The sequence below is a fragment of the Streptomyces sp. NPDC048185 genome (assembly GCF_043202495.1).
GTDB lineage: Bacteria > Actinomycetota > Actinomycetes > Streptomycetales > Streptomycetaceae > Streptomyces.
In genome coordinates, this window is the sequence record NZ_JBIDAN010000009.1 from 186,827 (window position 1) to 203,898 (window position 17,072).

17 protein-coding genes, 5 tRNA genes and 1 pseudogene are annotated in these 17,072 nt (G+C 71.3%); 8 read left to right on the plus strand and 15 right to left on the minus strand.

Going from position 1 to position 17,072, the window contains the following annotated elements:
- Positions 1-98: 98 nt before the first annotated feature.
- On the plus strand, positions 99-737 hold the full coding sequence (cofC, locus tag ACGF3H_RS25655; protein WP_362489092.1) for a 2-phospho-L-lactate guanylyltransferase: 639 nt from the start codon (positions 99-101) through the stop codon (positions 735-737).
- Positions 738-746: 9 nt separating this feature from the next.
- Positions 747-950, plus strand: a complete 204-nt coding sequence (locus ACGF3H_RS25660) for a hypothetical protein (protein ID WP_225638673.1) — start codon at positions 747-749, stop codon at positions 948-950.
- Between the two features lie 93 nt (positions 951-1,043).
- Here ACGF3H_RS25660 and ACGF3H_RS25665 read toward each other — a convergent pair whose 3' ends face one another.
- The 4 genes from ACGF3H_RS25665 to leuC form a co-directional block, all read right to left on the minus strand.
- A complete protein-coding gene (locus ACGF3H_RS25665) occupies positions 1,044-1,703 on the minus strand; it encodes an HU family DNA-binding protein (protein ID WP_362489090.1) in 660 nt (219 codons plus the stop codon).
- Between the two features lie 136 nt (positions 1,704-1,839).
- Positions 1,840-2,070, minus strand: coding sequence for a hypothetical protein (locus tag ACGF3H_RS25670; protein ID WP_161166288.1), 231 nt, complete (start codon positions 2,068-2,070; stop codon positions 1,840-1,842).
- A 274-nt stretch (positions 2,071-2,344) separates the two neighbouring features.
- Positions 2,345-2,938, minus strand: a complete 594-nt coding sequence (leuD, locus tag ACGF3H_RS25675) for a 3-isopropylmalate dehydratase small subunit (protein ID WP_362489088.1) — start codon at positions 2,936-2,938, stop codon at positions 2,345-2,347.
- A gap of 5 nt (positions 2,939-2,943) precedes the next feature.
- Complete coding sequence (gene leuC / locus ACGF3H_RS25680) at positions 2,944-4,371, minus strand: 3-isopropylmalate dehydratase large subunit (protein WP_362489086.1); 1,428 nt, start codon at positions 4,369-4,371, stop codon at positions 2,944-2,946.
- A gap of 196 nt (positions 4,372-4,567) precedes the next feature.
- On the opposite strand from leuC, the gene ndgR reads away from it, so the two are divergent.
- Positions 4,568-5,284 (plus strand): IclR family transcriptional regulator NdgR, encoded by a 717-nt coding sequence (ndgR, locus tag ACGF3H_RS25685; RefSeq protein ID WP_010984119.1) that lies wholly within the window; start codon positions 4,568-4,570, stop codon positions 5,282-5,284.
- A gap of 67 nt (positions 5,285-5,351) precedes the next feature.
- Here the strand turns inward: ndgR and ACGF3H_RS25690 are convergent, their stop codons facing one another.
- Complete coding sequence (locus ACGF3H_RS25690) at positions 5,352-5,891, minus strand: DUF4188 domain-containing protein (RefSeq protein WP_362489084.1); 540 nt, start codon at positions 5,889-5,891, stop codon at positions 5,352-5,354.
- 81 nt (positions 5,892-5,972) lie between these two features.
- Here ACGF3H_RS25690 and ACGF3H_RS25695 point away from each other — a divergent pair, with 81 nt between their 5' ends.
- On the plus strand, positions 5,973-6,617 hold the full coding sequence (locus tag ACGF3H_RS25695) for a MerR family transcriptional regulator (protein WP_362489082.1): 645 nt from the start codon (positions 5,973-5,975) through the stop codon (positions 6,615-6,617).
- Positions 6,618-6,663: 46 nt separating this feature from the next.
- On the opposite strand, the gene ACGF3H_RS25700 is transcribed toward ACGF3H_RS25695, so the two are convergent.
- The 10 genes and pseudogenes from ACGF3H_RS25700 to ACGF3H_RS25745 all read right to left on the minus strand — a co-directional run bounded on the left by ACGF3H_RS25700 (position 6,664) and on the right by ACGF3H_RS25745 (position 11,023).
- A tRNA-Glu gene (locus tag ACGF3H_RS25700) sits at positions 6,664-6,736 on the minus strand.
- 44 nt (positions 6,737-6,780) lie between these two features.
- Positions 6,781-6,852, minus strand: a tRNA-Gln gene (locus tag ACGF3H_RS25705).
- Between the two features lie 21 nt (positions 6,853-6,873).
- Positions 6,874-6,946 (minus strand) — tRNA-Glu (locus tag ACGF3H_RS25710).
- Between the two features lie 62 nt (positions 6,947-7,008).
- A tRNA-Glu gene (locus ACGF3H_RS25715) sits at positions 7,009-7,081 on the minus strand.
- Positions 7,082-7,120: 39 nt separating this feature from the next.
- Positions 7,121-7,192 (minus strand) — tRNA-Gln (locus tag ACGF3H_RS25720).
- A 91-nt stretch (positions 7,193-7,283) separates the two neighbouring features.
- A complete protein-coding gene (locus ACGF3H_RS25725; RefSeq protein WP_362489299.1) occupies positions 7,284-8,018 on the minus strand; it encodes an HAD family hydrolase in 735 nt (244 codons plus the stop codon).
- 135 nt (positions 8,019-8,153) lie between these two features.
- A pseudogene (locus tag ACGF3H_RS25730) lies at positions 8,154-8,480 on the minus strand (DUF4241 domain-containing protein); the annotation flags it as partial.
- Complete coding sequence (gene gltX, locus ACGF3H_RS25735; protein WP_362489080.1) at positions 8,408-9,892, minus strand: glutamate--tRNA ligase; 1,485 nt, start codon at positions 9,890-9,892, stop codon at positions 8,408-8,410. The pseudogene ACGF3H_RS25730 and the gene gltX, both read right to left, overlap by 73 nt.
- Positions 9,885-10,661 carry a fumarylacetoacetate hydrolase family protein gene (locus ACGF3H_RS25740; RefSeq protein WP_362489078.1) on the minus strand — a complete coding sequence of 259 codons (777 nt, stop codon included), beginning with the start codon at positions 10,659-10,661 and terminating at the stop codon, positions 9,885-9,887. Before ACGF3H_RS25740 ends, gltX begins: the two co-directional genes overlap by 8 nt.
- A 173-nt stretch (positions 10,662-10,834) precedes the next feature.
- Positions 10,835-11,023 carry a hypothetical protein gene (locus tag ACGF3H_RS25745; protein WP_362489309.1) on the minus strand — a complete coding sequence of 63 codons (189 nt, stop codon included), beginning with the start codon at positions 11,021-11,023 and terminating at the stop codon, positions 10,835-10,837.
- A gap of 601 nt (positions 11,024-11,624) precedes the next feature.
- Between ACGF3H_RS25745 and ACGF3H_RS25750 the strand changes: the two genes are divergently transcribed.
- The 4 genes from ACGF3H_RS25750 (at position 11,625) to ACGF3H_RS25765 (ending at position 17,011) form a co-directional block, all read left to right on the plus strand.
- Positions 11,625-15,521, plus strand: a complete 3,897-nt coding sequence (locus ACGF3H_RS25750) for a nitrate- and nitrite sensing domain-containing protein (protein ID WP_362489076.1) — start codon at positions 11,625-11,627, stop codon at positions 15,519-15,521.
- 9 nt (positions 15,522-15,530) lie between these two features.
- Complete coding sequence (locus ACGF3H_RS25755) at positions 15,531-15,944, plus strand: roadblock/LC7 domain-containing protein (protein WP_003973453.1); 414 nt, start codon at positions 15,531-15,533, stop codon at positions 15,942-15,944.
- A gap of 112 nt (positions 15,945-16,056) precedes the next feature.
- The gene (locus ACGF3H_RS25760; protein WP_019328729.1) at positions 16,057-16,455 is read left to right on the plus strand and encodes a DUF742 domain-containing protein; all 399 of its coding nucleotides are present in this window, start codon (positions 16,057-16,059) and stop codon (positions 16,453-16,455) included.
- Positions 16,436-17,011, plus strand: coding sequence for an ATP/GTP-binding protein (locus ACGF3H_RS25765; protein ID WP_161164401.1), 576 nt, complete (start codon positions 16,436-16,438; stop codon positions 17,009-17,011). The genes ACGF3H_RS25760 and ACGF3H_RS25765 overlap by 20 nt, the downstream gene beginning before the upstream one ends.
- Positions 17,012-17,072 lie beyond the last annotated feature (61 nt).

Consider the following 17,072-nt stretch of genomic DNA (forward strand, 5'->3'; position numbering starts at 1 on the left):
CGGGCCGCCCGTCTGTCGAGAACACCGTACGCCCCGGCGAGTGAACCGCCAGATCCCCCAGGTGACAATGGCGGCGACGAGAGAAGGACGGAACACTCGTGCAGTGGACCTTGGTCGTGCCCGTGAAGACCCTCGCCCGGGCCAAGAGCAGACTGGCCGACACCGCGGACGACGGGGTGCGGCCGGGTCTCGCGCTGGCGTTCGCGCAGGACACCGTGGCGGCCGCGCTGGCCTGCCCGGCGGTGGCGGATGTGGCAGTCGTCACGGACGACGTCCGGGCGGGCCGTGAGCTGGCGAACCTGGGCGCCCGGGTCGTTCCGGACGAGCCGGGCGGCGGTCTCAACGCCGCCCTGGCGCACGGGGCGGCCGCCGTACGGTCGGTCCGCCCGGAAAGTCCGGTGGCCGCACTGAATGCCGATCTTCCCGCTCTGCGGCCGGCGGAATTGTCGCGCGTACTGGGGGCGGCCGCACAATTCCGGCGCGCCTTTCTCCCGGATGCCGCGGGAATCGGAACAACCCTGCTGACCGCCTCGCCGGGGCGTGAATTGTCCCCCGCATTCGGCCCGGATTCCCGGGTCCGCCACCGTGCGTCCGGGGCGGTGGAACTGCGCCTCGACGCGGTGGATTCCGTGCGGCAGGACGTCGACACCGGCGACGACCTGCGGACCGCGCTGGCGCTCGGGGTGGGGCCCCGTACGGCCGCGGTGGCGGCGCGCCTGCTGATCGCCGGGCAGTAGGCTGCGGACATGCAGGCGACCGCATACACGTACGACCCCGACAGCCGCAGCGGGCAGGTACTGCTCGACGACGGCACCCCGGTGCCCTTCGACGCCGCGGCGTTCGACGCGGGGGGCCTCAGGCTGCTGCGGCCCGGGCAGCGGGTGCGGGTCGAGACCGAGGGGACGGGCGCGGACCGCCGGATCACACTGGTGACGCTCCACACGTTCTGACCGCCGGGAGCCGCAGGGCCCCGAACACGCCGCGGGCCGGACTCCCGAGGGAGTCCGGCCCGGCGCGTGAGTGCCCCTGTGCCCCGTCACCCGTTACTTCTTGCGGGCGGTGGCCTTCTTGGCGGTGGTCTTGCGGGCGGTCGACTTCTTGGCGGGGGCCTTCGTGGCCGTCGCCTTCTTCGCCGGCGCCTTCTTGGCCGTCGTCTTCTTCGCCGCGGCCGTGGTGCTCTTGGCTGCGGACTTCTTGGCGGGGGCCTTCTTCGCCGTCGTCGCCTTGGCCGCGCCGGTGGTCTTCTTGGCGGTCGTCTTCTTCGCCGCCGCGGTGGTCTTCTTCGCCGCGCCCGTCGCCTTCTTCGCCGCGCCGGTCGCCTTCTTGGCGGCGGCCTTCTTGCCCGCGGCCTTGGAGATGGTGGGCGGCGGGCCGGACAGGCTGCCCTTGGGCGCCTTCTTGACCGCGATGTCGTTCTTCGGCAGCTTCTTCGAGCCGCTCACCAGGTCCTTGAAGCCCTGACCCGCGCGGAAGCGCGGCACCGAGGTCTTCTTGACCCGAACCCGCTCGCCCGTCTGGGGGTTGCGGGCGTAGCGGGCCGGACGGTCGACCTTCTCGAAGGAACCGAAGCCGGTGACCGAAACCCGGTCCCCCGCGACCACCGCACGGACGAGGGCGTCCAGGACCGCGTCGACAGCGTCGGCGGCCTGCTGCCTGCCGCCCAGCTTGTCGGCAATCGCTTCTACGAGCTGCGCCTTGTTCACGTCTTCCCCTTCGGAGACATCGCCAGAACGAATCTGTTCAAGCCTTTTCGCACGTTAGGCAGATATATACCGCAAATCAAACACGAAACGGGCTAATCACCCTTGTGCCGCAACGGACTCGGCGGTCTCGGCCTGTTCAGCGTTCCTCGTCGGGGAATCGACCCTCGTCGAGGTCCGCGGTGAACCGGTCCAGACGTCTTGCCGCACCGGCGAGATCGTGCTTGGCCGCGGCCGTAATGACCAGCAGCTTCCGGGTCAGCGCCATCCGTACGCCCTCCGGGACTTGCAGTGCGCGCACTCTTGTGTGCGCTTCCTTGAGCCGGACCGCGACCGCCGCATAGAGCTCGAGTTGGCCGTCGTGTTCCATGCACAGATTGTGCCATCTGGGGCGAGTTGTCGCCTGCGCAGGGGGCAACTGCCGCCCCGGACGGCCCTCCGAGCACCGGCGGAGTCGGCGGTTCCACTCCTCGCGTACCCCACCAATCACAGCCGTAACGTGGGAAGTTGAGTGTCCGGCCGACGGCTTCGGGACCGGATCGGGCCCGGACACGGCCGTACCCCCGATCGGGCTGATCGGGGGTACGGAGGGGAGCGTTGGGTGGCCGAAACTCGACCTTGTGCGCAGCCGGAGGGGCCGCGGGTCAGACCGGGAGCGTCTGCGGCTTGAACGACGGGCGCTTCGCCTCGTAGGCGGAGATGTCGGCCTCGTTCTGGAGGGTGATCGAGATGTCGTCCAGCCCGTTCAGCAGCCGCCAGCGGGAGTTCTCGTCCAGCTCGAAGGAGGCCGTGATGCCCTCGGCACGCACCTCGCGGGCCTCGAGGTCGACGGTGATCTCGGCCTGGGGGTCCTTCTCCGTGAGCGCCCACAGCGCGTCGACGATCTTCTGGTCGATGACCACGGTGAGCAGGCCGTTCTTCAGCGAGTTGCCGCGGAAGATGTCGGCGAAGCGGGACGAGATCACGGTCTTGAAGCCGTAGTTCTGCAGCGCCCAGACGGCGTGCTCGCGCGAGGAGCCGGTGCCGAAGTCGGGGCCGGCGACCAGGACGGTCGCGCCCTGCCGCTCGGACTGGTTGAGGATGAAGGACGGGTCCTTGCGCCAGGCCTCGAACAGCCCGTCCTCGAATCCGTCCCGCGTCACCTTCTTGAGCCAGTGGGCGGGGATGATCTGGTCGGTGTCGACGTTGCTGCGGCGCAGCGGGACGGCCCGGCCGGTGTGGGTGGTGAATGCTTCCATGACTCTCAGACTCCAGCGGGCGTGGGGGCGTCGGCGGACAGGTCGGCCGGGGAGGCCAGGTGGCCCAGCACCGCCGTGGCGGCCGCGACCTGCGGTGACACCAGGTGGGTGCGGCCGCCCTTGCCCTGCCGTCCCTCGAAGTTGCGGTTGGAGGTGGACGCGGAGCGCTCGCCCGGGGCCAGCTGGTCCGGGTTCATGCCCAGGCACATCGAGCAGCCCGCGTGCCGCCACTCGGCGCCGGCCTCCTTGAAGACGACGTCCAGACCCTCGGAGACGGCCTGCAGGCCCACCCGCGCGGAGCCGGGGACGACCAGCATCCGTACGCCCTCGGCGACTTTGCGGTCCCGGACGATCTCGGCGGCGGCGCGCAGGTCCTCGATGCGGCCGTTGGTGCAGGAACCTACGAAGACGGTGTCCACCGCGATCGAGCGCAGCGGCTGACCGGCCTCCAACCCCATGTACTCCAGGGCCTTTTCGGCGGCGAGGCGCTCCGAGGCGTCTTCGTACGAAGCCGGGTCGGGGACGGCGGCGGAAAGCGGCGCGCCCTGGCCCGGGTTGGTGCCCCAGGTGACGAACGGCGACAGCTCGGCGGCCTCGATGACGACCTCGGCGTCGAACTCGGCGTCGTCGTCGGTGCGCAGCGTCTTCCAGTACTCGACGGCCGCGTCCCAGTCCGCGCCCTCGGGGGCGTGCGGACGGCCCTGGAGGTAGGCGAACGTGGTCTCGTCGGGGGCGATCATGCCCGCCCGGGCGCCGGCCTCGATCGACATGTTGCAGATGGTCATGCGGGCCTCCATCGAGAGCTTCTCGATGGCCTCGCCGCGGTACTCCAGGATGTAGCCCTGGCCGCCGCCGGTGCCGATCTTCGCGATGATCGCGAGGATCAGGTCCTTGGCCGTGACCCCCTCGGGCAGCTCACCGTTGACGGTGATCGCCATGGTCCTGGGGCGGGCCATCGGCAGCGTCTGCGTGGCCAGGACGTGCTCGACCTGGGAGGTGCCGATGCCGAACGCCAGCGCGCCGAAGGCACCGTGCGTGGAGGTGTGCGAGTCACCGCAGACGACGGTGGTGCCGGGCTGGGTCAGGCCCAGCTGCGGGCCGACGACGTGCACGACGCCCTGCTCCACGTCGCCCAGCGGGTGCAGCCGGACGCCGAACTCGGCGCAGTTCTTGCGCAGCGTCTCGAGCTGGGCCCGGGAGACCGGGTCCGCGATGGGCTTGTCGATGTCGAGCGTCGGGGTGTTGTGGTCCTCGGTGGCGATGGTCAGGTCGAGCCGGCGCACCGGGCGGCCGCTCTTGCGGAGGCCGTCGAAGGCCTGCGGGCTGGTCACCTCGTGCAGCAGGTGCAGATCGATGAAGAGGAGGTCGGGCTCGCCCTCGGCGCGCCGGACGACGTGGTCGTCCCAGACCTTCTCCGCGAGTGTCCTACCCATCGCTTTCCCTCCGGTCGGCGACAACGCGCCGACCCAACTAGAGATCTTGAGGAGGCAGCGCCCTCACCCCTGTTTCCGGGCGACCGCCGCCAGGCCCTTTCGTCACGGGCCCTTTGTGACTTCGTGCCTTCAAGAGTGGCGGGTTCCACGGAAAATTGAACTTGCGTTTCACAGAGTGAGACGGGAGTATCGTTGCATGGACAACAGTAGCGGCGTCGGCGTTCTGGACAAGGCGGCCCTCGTCCTGAGCGCTCTGGAGTCCGGTCCGGCCACCCTCGCGGGGTTGGTCGCGGCGACCGGACTGGCACGACCCACGGCCCACCGCCTGGCCGTGGCGCTGGAACACCACCGTATGGTGGCGCGCGACATGCAGGGCCGTTTCATTCTCGGCCCGCGCCTGGCCGAACTGGCCGCGGCGGCCGGCGAGGACCGCCTGCTCGCCACGGCGGGCCCGGTGCTCACCCACCTCCGTGACGTCACGGGCGAGAGCGCCCAGCTCTACCGCCGCCAGGGAGACATGCGCATCTGCGTGGCCGCGGCGGAGCGCCTCTCGGGCCTGCGGGACACGGTCCCGGTCGGCTCCACGCTCACCATGAAGGCCGGCTCCTCGGCACAGATCCTGATGGCCTGGGAGGAGCCCGAGCGCCTGCACCGCGGCCTGCAGGGCGCCCGCTTCACGGCGACCGCGCTGTCCGGCGTCCGCCGCCGGGGCTGGGCGCAGTCCATCGGCGAGCGGGAGCCCGGCGTCGCGTCCGTCTCCGCTCCGGTGCGCGGCCCCTCCAACCGCGTGGTGGCCGCCGTCTCGGTCTCCGGCCCCATCGAGCGCCTGACCCGCCACCCGGGCCGGATGCACGCCCAGGCGGTCATCGACGCCGCCGGCCGCCTCTCCGAGGCCCTGCGCCGCACCGGCTGACCGCTTCCCCGCAGCACCCGACCGGGACAGGACCCGCCCCAACGCCGCGGCGGGCCCTGTCCCGGTCTCATGCGTTCTCGGGGGCACCCTCCCCGCGCTCCGCCTTCCGGCGCGACCGGTGGGCGAACCGGTCACGCGCACGCCTGCCCCGCTCCGCGAGCGGCACCTGCCCGTGGGCCGCCGCGAGGCCGAAGGCCGGCATGTCGGCGTAGATCGACTCGTACGAGCCCTCGGGCACGACGTACGTCTCGTGCCACAGCCCCACGTGCCCCCGCACCCTTCCGGCCCGCTCCTTGCGGTTGATGATCGCCCAGGCCCGGTGGTGGAACATGTCGGGCGAGTGCGCGTAGCGGTAGAGCTTCTCCTTGGACTCCCAGTACTGGACGACGTAGTACGTACGCGGCGAGGCCGTCAGCAGCACGCGCCCCAGGAGTCCCCGGTCCGGCGCCTTCTCGAGCTCGCGGAGCATGCGCAGCATGGCGAGGAGGACCGGCAGCCACTGGTGCACCGCCCAGAAGCGGTTGATCCTCATGCCGATCAGCAGGACGGTCACCTCCCCCTCGGCGGCGGCGGTGGTACGGCCCGCGGTGACGGACTGGCCGGGCATGGCGCCTCCCCGTGTTGGTGAGCGGCACTCTCCAGTGCCCCATGTTTGGATAGTGACGGTATCCGAGGAAGGGCGCAAGGGATGCGACTGGCCGATCTGAGCAAGCGCAGCGGGGTCTCCACCGCGACGATCAAGTACTACCTGCGCGAGGGCCTGTTGCCGCCGGGCCGGCAGGTCAACGCGACGACGGCCGAGTACGGCGAGGAGCATCTGCGCAGGCTGCGCCTGGTGCGGGCGCTGATCCAGGTGGGCAAGGTGCCGGTGGCGACCGCGCGGGAGGTGCTCGGGCACGTCGACGACGACTCCCTGGGCCGCACGATCCGGCTGGGGGCGGCGCTGTGGGCGCTGCCGCAGGACCCCGAGCCCGACGAGGAGGACCCGGCCGTGGTGGCGGCTCGGGCGGAGGTGGACAGCCTGCTGGAGATGCTGGGCTGGGAGACCGCCCGGGAACTGGCCCCCCTCTCCCCCGTGCACCGCTCACTGGTGGTGGCGGTGGCCGCGCTGCGCCGGCTGGACTACCCCTGGGACGCGGAACTGATGGCGCCGTACGGGGAGTTGATGCACGAGGTGGCCCGGCGGGATCTGGACTTCATGGAGAGCCGGGCCTCCGAGGAGGAGAGGGTCGAGCTGGCGGTCGCGGCGGCGGTGCTCTTCCAGCCCGTACTGCGGGCGCTGCACCGGCTGGCGCAGGAGGAGGAGTCGGCACGGCGGTACGGCATCGAGTGAACGCCGAAGGGGGCTCCCGCCTGAACGGGAGCCCCCTTGGGACTCGTACCCCCGACCGGATTCGAACCGGCGCTACCGCCTTGAGAGGGCGGCGTGCTAGGCCGCTACACAACGGGGGCGTGGACTCTGCAGGCGTTGGATACTGCACCGCCGCAGGTCCGAGCTGGTCTACCTGGACTCGAACCAAGACTAACTGAACCAGAATCAGTCGTGCTGCCAATTACACCATAGACCAATGATGGTTTAGACCAGTCAGTACCCCCGACCGGATTCGAACCGGCGCTACCGCCTTGAGAGGGCGGCGTGCTAGGCCGCTACACAACGGGGGCCCTAGCGATCCTGCATCGAAGTCAGCGGGAGCTACCCTTGCTGTCCTCGCGGGAAGGATCTGTACCCCCGACCGGATTCGAACCGGCGCTACTGCCTTGAGAGGGCAGCGTGCTAGGCCGCTACACAACGGGGGCTTTGCGGATGGTCTCCGCGATGCAGATGAGCTCTGCGAGCTGGCCTACCTGGACTCGAACCAAGACTAACTGAACCAGAATCAGTCGTGCTGCCAATTACACCATAGGCCACTGGAACGCAAGCCCCTGCGGGGATTTTGTTCTAGCGTTGCGCCTCCGGTTCCGGCCTTTCGGCCCGCTCCCCGGCGGCGCAGGAAGAACATTACCTGAAGGTGGACGGGGCTCCAAAACGGGTATCGGCGCGGAGGAGCGCGGGCAGTTCGGAGAGGGACGCGATGCGGCGCGGTCCGGCGGGCGGGTCGACGGTCGCGTAGGCGCCGCCGCGGTCGATCCAGACCGACAGCAGCCCGGCGTCGTGGGCTCCGCGCCCGTCGATCTCCGGGTGGTCGCCGACGTAAGCGACCTGGTCAGGCGCCAGCGACAGGGTTTCGCAGGCCGCCAGGAAGGCGCCGGGCTCGGGTTTGGAGACGCCCAGCTCGGCGGCGCACAGGATGGCCTCGAAGCGGTCGTGCACGCCGAGGACGCGCAGCTTGCGGTCCTGGACCGTCAGACTGGAGTTGGACAGCACGGCGTGTCGGTGGCTGGCGGAGAGGGCGTCGAGGACGGGCACGACGTCGGGGAAGAGGGACCAGGCGGCTTCGTAGTGCGTGACGTAGCGCTGGAACCACTCGTCGGCCTCGGCGTCCGTCAGCTCCGGACGGCCCAGGAAGACCCGGGCGCGGTCGCGCCGCTGCGTGACGAAGTCCACCTCGCCGGCGGAGAAGCGGGCCCACTGCCGGTCGGTGATCTCCCGCCAGCGCACGAGGGCCTCCTCGGCCGACCCGTACCCGGCGAGCAGGCCCTCGGCCACCAGGTGGGCACGCATGCCCTCGCGGTCGGCGGTGGTGTAGTCGAAGAGTGTGTCGTCGACGTCCCAGACCACGGCGCGAATGCTCATGGTCCGACGGTAACGCGCGGGACCGGGCGTGTCGGGCGGTCGCGCCGCGCGGGCCGGTCGGACCACGGCGTCGGACGGGGCCGGGGCCACGAGGAAGTTCGGTGACGAAGCAGGTGACCCCGCGTCGGCGCCGCGGCCCGTCCAGGTGGGACAGGCCCCGTCGCCCCGGCCCGAGGTGAACGCGGCCAGGGTGTGCCCGGTGCCGGGGAGGTGGGGCCCCTCCGACCACTCACTGTCCTCGAAGACGTCCCACAGCGGCCCCTCGTCCTCCTGCGCCTCCGGGAAGCCCCCGTCCGCCGAGGTGTCGTAGAAGCAGCCGGTGCCGGCGTCGACGGAGGAGGGGCGGTACCCGGCCGGGTACCGCCCCTTCGTGTGCGTGCGTGCGGGTGTCAGGCCGCGAGCTTCGCCAGCGCCGCGTCGATGCGGGCCAGCGCCTTCTCCTTGCCCAGGACCTCCAGGGATTCGAAGAGGGGCAGGCCGACCGTGCGGCCGGTGACGGCGACGCGGACGGGGGCCTGGGCCTTGCCGAGCTTCAGGCCGTGGGCCTCGCCGGCGGCCAGGACGGCCTCCTTGAGGGACTCCGGGGACGTCCAGTCGGCCGCGTCCAGCTTCTCGCGCGCCGTGCTCAGCAGGGCGTCCGAGCCCTCCTTCATGGCCTTGGTCCAGCTGGCCTCGTCGGACACCGGCTCCGGAAGGAACAGGAAGTCGACGTTGTCCGTGATCTCGGAGAGAACCTTCAGGCGGGTCTGCGCGTGCGGCGCGATCGCCTGCCACTTGGCCTCGTCGAAGTCCTCGGGCGCCCAGGGGGCGACGGGGGCCTTCAGCCAGGGGCGGCAGCGCTCGGTGAAGTCCTTCACCTCGAGCATGCGGATGTGGTCGGCGTTGATCGCCTCGCACTTCTTCAGGTCGAAGCGGGCCGGGTTGGGGTTCACGCCGGAGATGTCGAAGGCGGCGACCATCTCGTCGATCGTGAAGATGTCCTGGTCGGCGGAGAGCGACCAGCCGAGCAGGGAGAGGTAGTTGAGCAGGCCCTCGGGGAGGAAGCCGCGCTCGCGGTAGAGGTTGAGGCTCGACTGCGGGTCGCGCTTGGAGAGCTTCTTGTTGCCCTCGCCCATCACGTACGGCAGGTGGCCGAAGGCCGGGATCTCCTTGGCCACGCCGAGCTCGATCAGCGCCTTGTACAGGGCGATCTGGCGGGGGGTGGAGGAGAGCAGGTCCTCGCCGCGCAGGACGTGGGTGATCTCCATCAGGGCGTCGTCGACCGGGTTGACCAGCGTGTAGAGCGGCGCCCCGTTGGCGCGGACGATGCCGTAGTCCGGGACGTTCTCCGGGAGGTAGGTGATCTCCCCGCGGACCAGGTCGGCGAAGGTGATCGCCTCGTCGGGCATCCGGAAGCGGACGATCGGCTCGCGGCTCTGGGCCCGGTACTCCTCGACCTGCGCGGCGCTCAGGTCGCGGCAGTGGCCGTCGTAGCCGGAGGGCTTGCCGGCGGCGCGGGCGGCCTCGCGGCGGGTGTCCAGCTCCTCCTGGGAGCAGTAGCAGTGGTAGGCGTGGCCGGCGTCGAGCAGCTTGGCGGCGACGTCCTGGTAGATCTCCATGCGCTGCGACTGGCGGTACGGCGCGTGCGGGCCGCCGACCTCGGGGCCCTCGTCCCAGTCGAAGCCCAGCCAGCGCAGCGAGTCGAGCAGCTGGTTGTACGACTCCTCGGAGTCGCGGGCCGCGTCGGTGTCCTCGATGCGGAAGACCAGCGTGCCCTGGTGGTGCTTGGCGAACGCCCAGTTGAACAGGGCGGTGCGGACCAGGCCCACGTGGGGGTTACCGGTGGGGGACGGACAGAATCGGACGCGTACGGGGGAGCCGGGTGCGCTAGCCACGCTTGACAACCTTGTTGGTGAGAGTGCCGATGCCTTCGATGGTGACGGCGACTTCGTCGCCGACGTTGAGGGGGCCGACTCCGGCCGGGGTGCCCGTGAGGATCACGTCGCCGGGGAGCAGCGTCATGGCCTCGGAGATGTTGACGATCAGGTCCGCGACGGGGTGGATCATCTCGCTGGTGCGGCCGAGCTGGCGCTGGGCGCCGTTGACCGTGAGCTGGATCGTCAGGTCGTCCGGGTCGAGGTCGGTCTCCACCCAGGGGCCGAGCGGGCAGGAGGAGTCGAAGCCCTTGGCGCGGGCCCACTGCTTCTCGCGGCGCTGCACGTCGCGGGCGGTGATGTCGTTGGCGCAGGTGTAGCCGAGGACGACGTCCTTGACGCGGTCGCGCGGGACCTCGCGGCACATGCGGCCGATGACGACGGCGAGCTCTGCCTCGTGGTGCAGTTCCTCCGTGAAGGAGGGGTACTGGATGGCGTCGCCGGGGCCGATGACCGAGGTGGACGGCTTGAAGAAGGCGAACGGGGCCTCGGGCACCTCGTTGCCGAGTTCGCGGGCGTGCTCCGTGTAGTTGCGGCCGAAGGCCACGACCTTGTTGGGGAGCACCGGCGGCAGCAGCCGTACCTTGCTCAGCGGCACCTTGGTGCCGGAGAGCTCGAAGTCCGCGAAGGGGATGCCCTTGATGATGTCGAGGACGAGCTCGTCCGGCTGGTCGCCCTCGACCGCGCCGAAGGCGACGTTTCCGTCGATGGAGAACCTGGCGATGCGCACGGGTTGTGTGGCCCCTTGACTGAGCTGGCTGGAGTCTGACGCTCCAGGCTAACGCGGCAGGGGGCGGGCGCCTCGCGCATTGCCCGCCGTGACTCCTGACGGAGCAGCGTGTGCGGGCGCCCGTGGGCCCGTGGGCGGCCGGGCGGCTGAACGCCGCGCGGCCGGGCGGCGTACTACTGTGCGGCGGTGGCCGCGACGGGGATCTCCATGAGGACCGTGCGCCGGGGGTTGGCGGTCTGGGTGGGGAGTTCGACGGCGTGCTCGCGCTGTTCCGGCGTCTGCAGTTCGCCGGCGCCGTCGAGGTGCGCCAGCGTGGTGCGTCGCGGGTTGGCGATCTTGTGGAACATCATCGTCGTCTTCACGGTTGTTCGAGACCCTGTCGTGTGCGGGCGCCGGGAGGGGCAAGTGACCCCTGCGGGGGCGCGGGTTGTCGGTTTTGCCTTCTCTGTAAAGCGTCAGGCTAAACATGCAATTCCCCGCCGACCGACGGAGAGTCGATGAAGGGCGTGTGAGTTTGCTCACTTATCAAGGGTCAAACCGGTCAATTCCGACGGGCGTCGCACCCTGACGAAACAGACATTGACTCCCTGAAGCGACCATTCCGCTCCTGATCATGTCGACTGGGACACCGCTTACCTCCCGGCGTTTCGTAGGCATACGTCCGCTTTGCGGGTGATCGTTTTCTACCGGCCGTAAAACGCCCCTCACGTGCTGTCACGTAGGTCACGGCCTGGCCCACGGGCCTTGTTGGAGATCCGGCACTGTGCTGGAATTCCACGGACCGCCGCAGGATCGAGCCGGCGCACAGGGGGCGCACCACAGCGCCGAGCGGCGGCACGAAGGGGGAACCAGCGCCGGTCACTCACGACCACCACGGGGGCGTATTCAGGGCGCCCCTATGACGCCGACACCGTGCTCAGCCGTTCACGCGGCCGGGTGCCTGGTCCAGAGGTTGCGACGCTAGTGCAGGGACGTTTCAAGAGGGATGGCAGCGCTTCGGCGGAGCCGGAGCCGCACGGCGGGAATGGCCCCAGGGCCGTCGGCTCCTCGCCCCAGCACGCCCAGAACCCGGGTCAGGCCCAGGCCGGCGACAGCGGTGACCGCTCCGGGCGCCCCGGCCCGGGTGCGACGACGCCCGCCCCCGGCCAGCAGCCGTCCGCGAAGCCGGCCACGGGCTCGACCGGCCCGGGTCCGCGCATAGCCCTGCGCAACTGGCGCATCTCCACCCGCCTCGTGTCGCTGCTCGCGCTTCCCGTGGTCGCGGCCACCTCCCTGGGTGCGCTGCGCATCAACGAGTCGATGGACAACATCCAGCAGCTCGACAACATGAAGCTGCTGACCGAAATGACCAAGCAGGCCACCGAGCTGGCCGCCGCGCTCCAGGAGGAGCGCGACCAGTCCGCCGGCCCCCTGGCGCACGGCTCGACGTCCAGCGCGATCGCCGTCAAGGGCGACCGGGAGAAGACCGACCGGGCGCTGAAGAACTTCCTCGACCAGTCCGAGGAGATCGACGCCGCGAGCAAGGACGGCAACCTCGTCGGCGTCCGCGACAGCCTCGTCGGCCTCGCCAGCGACCTGAACGACCTGAACAAGATCCGCGGCACCGCCTATGCGGCCAAGGACAACTCGACCCAGACCGTCGAGGCCTACCACCGCCTGATCACCAACCTGCTCGACCTCTCGCAGGACATGGCGGAGGCGACCAGCAACCCCGAGATGATCCAGCGCACGCGTGCCCTGGCGGCCTTCTCCTCTGCCAAGGAGTACGCGTCCATCCAGCGCGCGGTCCTCGCGGCGGCGCTTCCGGCGAGCAACACCACCAAGGGCGAGCTCTCCGAGAACGACCGGCTCTACGCGCAGTCCGCGCTGCAGAGCCAGACCTCCGAGATCCGCAGTTTCAGCAGCATCTACGGCGACGGCGCCGAGGACCTCCTGAAGCCGATCTCCCAGGGCAACCCGGTGATCGAGTCGTCCGACCAGTACGCCGGCCGCGCCTTCGGCCGGGTCAACGGTCTGGCCCAGCTCGACGCGCGCTCCTACCAGGACTGGCTGGACGACAGCTCCACCAAGATCCAGCAGATGAAGAACATCGAGCTCCGCCTGCTGGAGGACATGGAGCAGAAGGCCCGCGAGCTGCGCAGCGAGTCCGAGCAGGAAGCGATCATCTCCGGTGTCCTGATCCTGCTCGTGCTCGGCGTCTCGCTGGTCGGCGCGTTCGTCGTGGCCCGGTCCATGATCCGCTCGCTGCGCCGCCTGGAGGAGACCGCGACCAAGGTCGCCCAGGACCGTCTGCCCGAGCTGGTCAAGCAGCTGTCCGAGACCGACCCGCAGGACGTGGACACCTCGGTGGAGTCGGTCGGTGTGCACTCCCGGGACGAGATCGGCCGGGTGGCCGCGGCCTTCGACGACGTGCACCGCGAGGCGGTTCGCCTCGCCGCCGAGCAGGCCCTGCTGCGGGGCAACGTCAACGCGATGTTCACCAACCTCTCGCGTCGCTCCCAGGGCCTCATCCAGCGTCAGCTCTCGCTCATCTCCGAACTGGAGTCGCGCGAGGCCGACCCGGACCAGCTGTCCTCGCTGTTCAAGCTCGACCACCTCGCCACGCGCATGCGCCGCAACGGTGAGAACCTCCTCGTCCTCGCCGGTGAGGAGCCCGGCCGCCGGTGGACCCGCCCGGTCCCGCTGGTCGACGTGCTCCGCGCCGCCGCCTCCGAGGTGGAGCAGTACGAGCGCATCGAGCTGGCCTCCGTGCCGAGCACCGAGGTCGCCGGCCGCGTGGTCAACGACCTCGTGCACCTCCTGGCCGAGCTGCTGGAGAACGCGACCTCGTTCTCCTCGCCGCAGACCAAGGTCAAGGTCACCGGTCACGCGCTGCCCGACGGGCGCGTGCTGATCGAGATCCACGACACCGGCATCGGCCTCTCGCCGGAGGACCTGGCCGCGATCAACGAGCGGCTCGCCTCGCCGCCCACCGTGGACGTCTCCGTCTCCCGCCGCATGGGTCTGTTCGTGGTCGGCCGCCTGTCGCAGCGCCACGGCATCCGCATCCAGCTCCGTCCGTCCGACTCCGGTGGTACGACCGCGCTGGTCATGCTGCCCGTCGACGTCGCCCAGGGCGGCCGCAAGCCGCAGCCCAAGCCGGGTCAGCCGGCCGCGGGCAGCGGCGGTCCGGCCGCGGCGCAGGCCGCGGCGGGCGCCGCGGCGGCCCGGCGCGGCGGCCAGGGAGGCGGCGCGCTCGGCGGTGGCGGTGCCTTCGGCGGCGGGGCCTTCGGCGGCGGCAACGGCGGCGGCGCCCTCGGTGCCGGTGCCCAGCAGGGCGGCGGCCGGCTCGGCGCCGGTCAGGGACCGCGGGCCGCACTGCCCGGCCGGGACGCCGGTGGACGTCCGGGCGCGCCGGCCGGCGCGCGTGGGCCCCAGTCCCCCGCGGCCCCGAACCAGCAGGGCCGGCCGGCTCCGGCCGGTGCGGGTGCGGGTGCCGGTGCTGGTCAGGCGCCCGGTGCTCCCCAGGGTCTGCAGGCCGCGGGCATGAACGCCCCACAGGGCCAGGACGCCTTCGGCGGCCGCGCCCCGGTGCCGCCGCAGCGCGGCAGGCGCAAGAACAACGGCAAGGGCAGCGGCGAGGCCGAGCAGGGCCGTCGCCCGCAGCTGCCGGCGCGCGGCGGTCCGCGGGCCGAGCTGCCCGGCGGCGAGCCGCAGCCCCGCGTGCCCAGCTGGAGCGACGAGAACGCGCAGCCGCCGGTGCCGCGCGCCTCGCTGGACGCCCCGCGCGGACACGAGGAGCCGGACGCTTCCCGGCCGGACCGGACGCCGCGCTTCGGCGACCAGCAGGGTCCGGGCGCGACCGCCGAGATGCCGGCGATCCCCCGGCGCGGCGAGCCCCAGGGCCCCGGCACCACGGCGGAGTTCGCCCGCCCTGACTTCGACGCCCCGGCGCCGCGCCAGGACGACCCGCAGAACACGGGACAGTTCGCCGGGCCCGCCGCGGACCCGTACGGCCGCGAGGGCATGAACGCCCCGCGCAACGACCAGTTCGCGCGGCCCGAGCCGGCCGCCCCGCAGCAGGACGGCGGGCCGTTCGTCCGCTCGGACGTCTTCGGCGGGCAGCCCGGCCACCAGGGACCGAACGACCCCGCCTCGGCCGGCCGGTTCCCCGGCGCCCAGGCGTACGGCGACGGCTCGACGGGGCAGCACCGCCTGCCGGACCGGCAGGACCCGGCCGCCACCGGCCAGTTCGACCGTCCGCAGGTCAACGGCGCCCACGCGGGCGACGACTTCGGCGCCCCGCGTCCGCCTGCCCCGCAGCAGCGTCCCGCCCAGCCGGAGCGTCCGGCCCGGCCGGAGCCCCGCCACGGCGCCCCGGCGCAGCAGCGGCCGGCCGACGGATGGGCCCTGCCGCCGGCCTCCGGTCCCGGCGACGGACGCACTCCGCTGTACGACACGCTGGAGACCAACTGGTTCCACGGCGACCGCCGGGAAGGGGCGGAGAGCAACGCCCCCGCGCCCGCGCCCGCCACGGAACCGCAGGCCCAGCCCCAGACCCCGGCGGCCCCCCAGCGGCCCGCCGGCTCCGCCTGGCGCAGCTCGCCGAACGACGATCTCGTCCGGCAGGCCGAACGCGTCCGGCAGCCCGCGGCCGGTGGTGTCACCACCTCCGGTCTGCCGCGCCGGGTGCCCCGGGCCAACCTGGTCCCGGGCACGGCTCAGCAGCAGTCGCACCAGAACGGTCCGCAGGTCTCGCGCGCGCCCGACGACGTGCGCGGCCGGCTGACCAATCTCCGTCGGGGTATCGCACAGGGCCGGCAGGCCGGTACCAACCAGACCGGCAGCTACCCGCGGCCCACTCACCAGCAGGAGCGTTAGTTGAGCCCGATGAGCCAGGCGGCACAGAACCTCAACTGGTTGATCACGAATTTCGTGGACAACACCCCAGGGGTGTCCCACACCGTCGTCGTGTCCGCCGACGGACTCCTTCTGGCGATGTCGGAAGGCTTCCCGCGCGATCGCGCAGACCAGCTCGCGGCGGTCGCCTCGGGGCTGACCTCGCTGACCGCCGGGGCGTCCCGGATCTTCGAGGGCGGCAACGTGGCCCAGACGGTCGTGGAGATGGAACGCGGGTTCCTCTTCCTCATGTCCGTCTCGGACGGCTCGTCCCTGGCCGTTCTCGCGCACCCTGAGTGCGACATCGGCCTCGTCGGCTACGAGATGGCGCTGCTGGTCGACCGCGCGGGCGCGGTCCTCACCCCGGACCTGCGCGCCGAACTGCAAGGCAGTCTGCTCCACTGATCGGCCCCGGCACCACCCGTCTCACCAAATCACCGTCCGGCCGCCACAATCCCCCCACCGGCCCCCGTCAGACGGCACGACTGACCGACCTGCTGTCCCGCCCGGAGGATTCATGACCCCGCCCACCGCCTCTCATGATCCGTACGCGGAGCCGTACGAGGACGAGGGCGACCAGCCGCTGGTACGTCCGTACGCGATGACCGGCGGCCGGACGAGGCCGCGCTACCAGCTCGCCATCGAGGCGCTGATCAGCACGACGGCCGACCCGGCAGCGCTCATGGGGCTGCTCCCCGAGCACCAGCGCATCTGCCACCTGTGCCGCGAGGTGAAGTCGGTGGCGGAGGTGTCGGCTCTGCTGGCCATGCCGCTGGGTGTGGCCAGGATCCTGGTCGCGGACCTCGCCGAGGCCGGCCTCGTCGCCGTCCACCAGCCGGGCGGCGACGAGAACAACGGCGGTGCGCCGGACGTGACACTGCTCGAAAGGGTGCTCAGTGGACTTCGCAAGCTCTGACGGAGGCCGGGCGACCACCTCCGCGAAGATCGTGGTGGCCGGCGGCTTCGGCGTCGGCAAGACCACGTTCGTGGGCGCCGTCTCGGAGATCAACCCGCTGCGCACCGAGGCCGTGATGACCTCCGCCAGCGCCGGGATCGACGACCTCACGCACGCCGGGGGCAAGACGACCACCACGGTCGCCATGGACTTCGGCCGCATCACGCTCGACCAGGACCTGATCCTCTACCTGTTCGGCACGCCCGGCCAGGACCGCTTCTGGTTCATGTGGGACGACCTGGTGCGCGGTGCCATCGGCGCGGTCGTGCTGTGCGACACCCGCCGGCTGGCCGACTGCTTCCCGGCCGTCGACTACTTCGAGAACAGCGGGCTGCCGTTCGTCGTCGCGCTCAACGGCTTCGACGGGCAGCAGCCGTACACCCCGGACGAGGTCCGCGAGGCCCTGCAGATCGGCCCCGACACCCCCATCATCACCACCGACGCCCGGCACCGGGCCGACGCCAAGAGCGCGCTGATCACGCTGGTGGAGCACGCGCTGATGGCACGGCTGAGGTAGTCCCGGGGCCGAAAGATCCAAGTCGGCAGGCAACTACGGCAGTTGTCGTAGACGTACCGGA

What these genes read in the sequence shown, in the direction of transcription:
- ACGF3H_RS25725 (WP_362489299.1), bottom strand. Translation starts at nt 8,018, where the DNA reads ATGAGCATTCGCGCCGTGGTCTGGGACGTCGACGACACACTCTTCGAC.
- ACGF3H_RS25760 (WP_019328729.1), top strand. Translation starts at nt 16,057, where the DNA reads ATGACCCCGCCCACCGCCTCTCATGATCCGTACGCGGAGCCGTACGAG.
- ACGF3H_RS25755 (WP_003973453.1), top strand. Translation starts at nt 15,531, where the DNA reads ATGAGCCAGGCGGCACAGAACCTCAACTGGTTGATCACGAATTTCGTG.
- ndgR (WP_010984119.1), top strand. Translation starts at nt 4,568, where the DNA reads ATGGACAACAGTAGCGGCGTCGGCGTTCTGGACAAGGCGGCCCTCGTC.
- leuD (WP_362489088.1), bottom strand. Translation starts at nt 2,938, where the DNA reads ATGGAAGCATTCACCACCCACACCGGCCGGGCCGTCCCGCTGCGCCGC.
- ACGF3H_RS25670 (WP_161166288.1), bottom strand. Translation starts at nt 2,070, where the DNA reads ATGGAACACGACGGCCAACTCGAGCTCTATGCGGCGGTCGCGGTCCGG.
- leuC (WP_362489086.1), bottom strand. Translation starts at nt 4,371, where the DNA reads ATGGGTAGGACACTCGCGGAGAAGGTCTGGGACGACCACGTCGTCCGG.
- ACGF3H_RS25660 (WP_225638673.1), top strand. Translation starts at nt 747, where the DNA reads ATGCAGGCGACCGCATACACGTACGACCCCGACAGCCGCAGCGGGCAG.
- ACGF3H_RS25695 (WP_362489082.1), top strand. Translation starts at nt 5,973, where the DNA reads ATGCGACTGGCCGATCTGAGCAAGCGCAGCGGGGTCTCCACCGCGACG.
- ACGF3H_RS25690 (WP_362489084.1), bottom strand. Translation starts at nt 5,891, where the DNA reads ATGCCCGGCCAGTCCGTCACCGCGGGCCGTACCACCGCCGCCGCCGAG.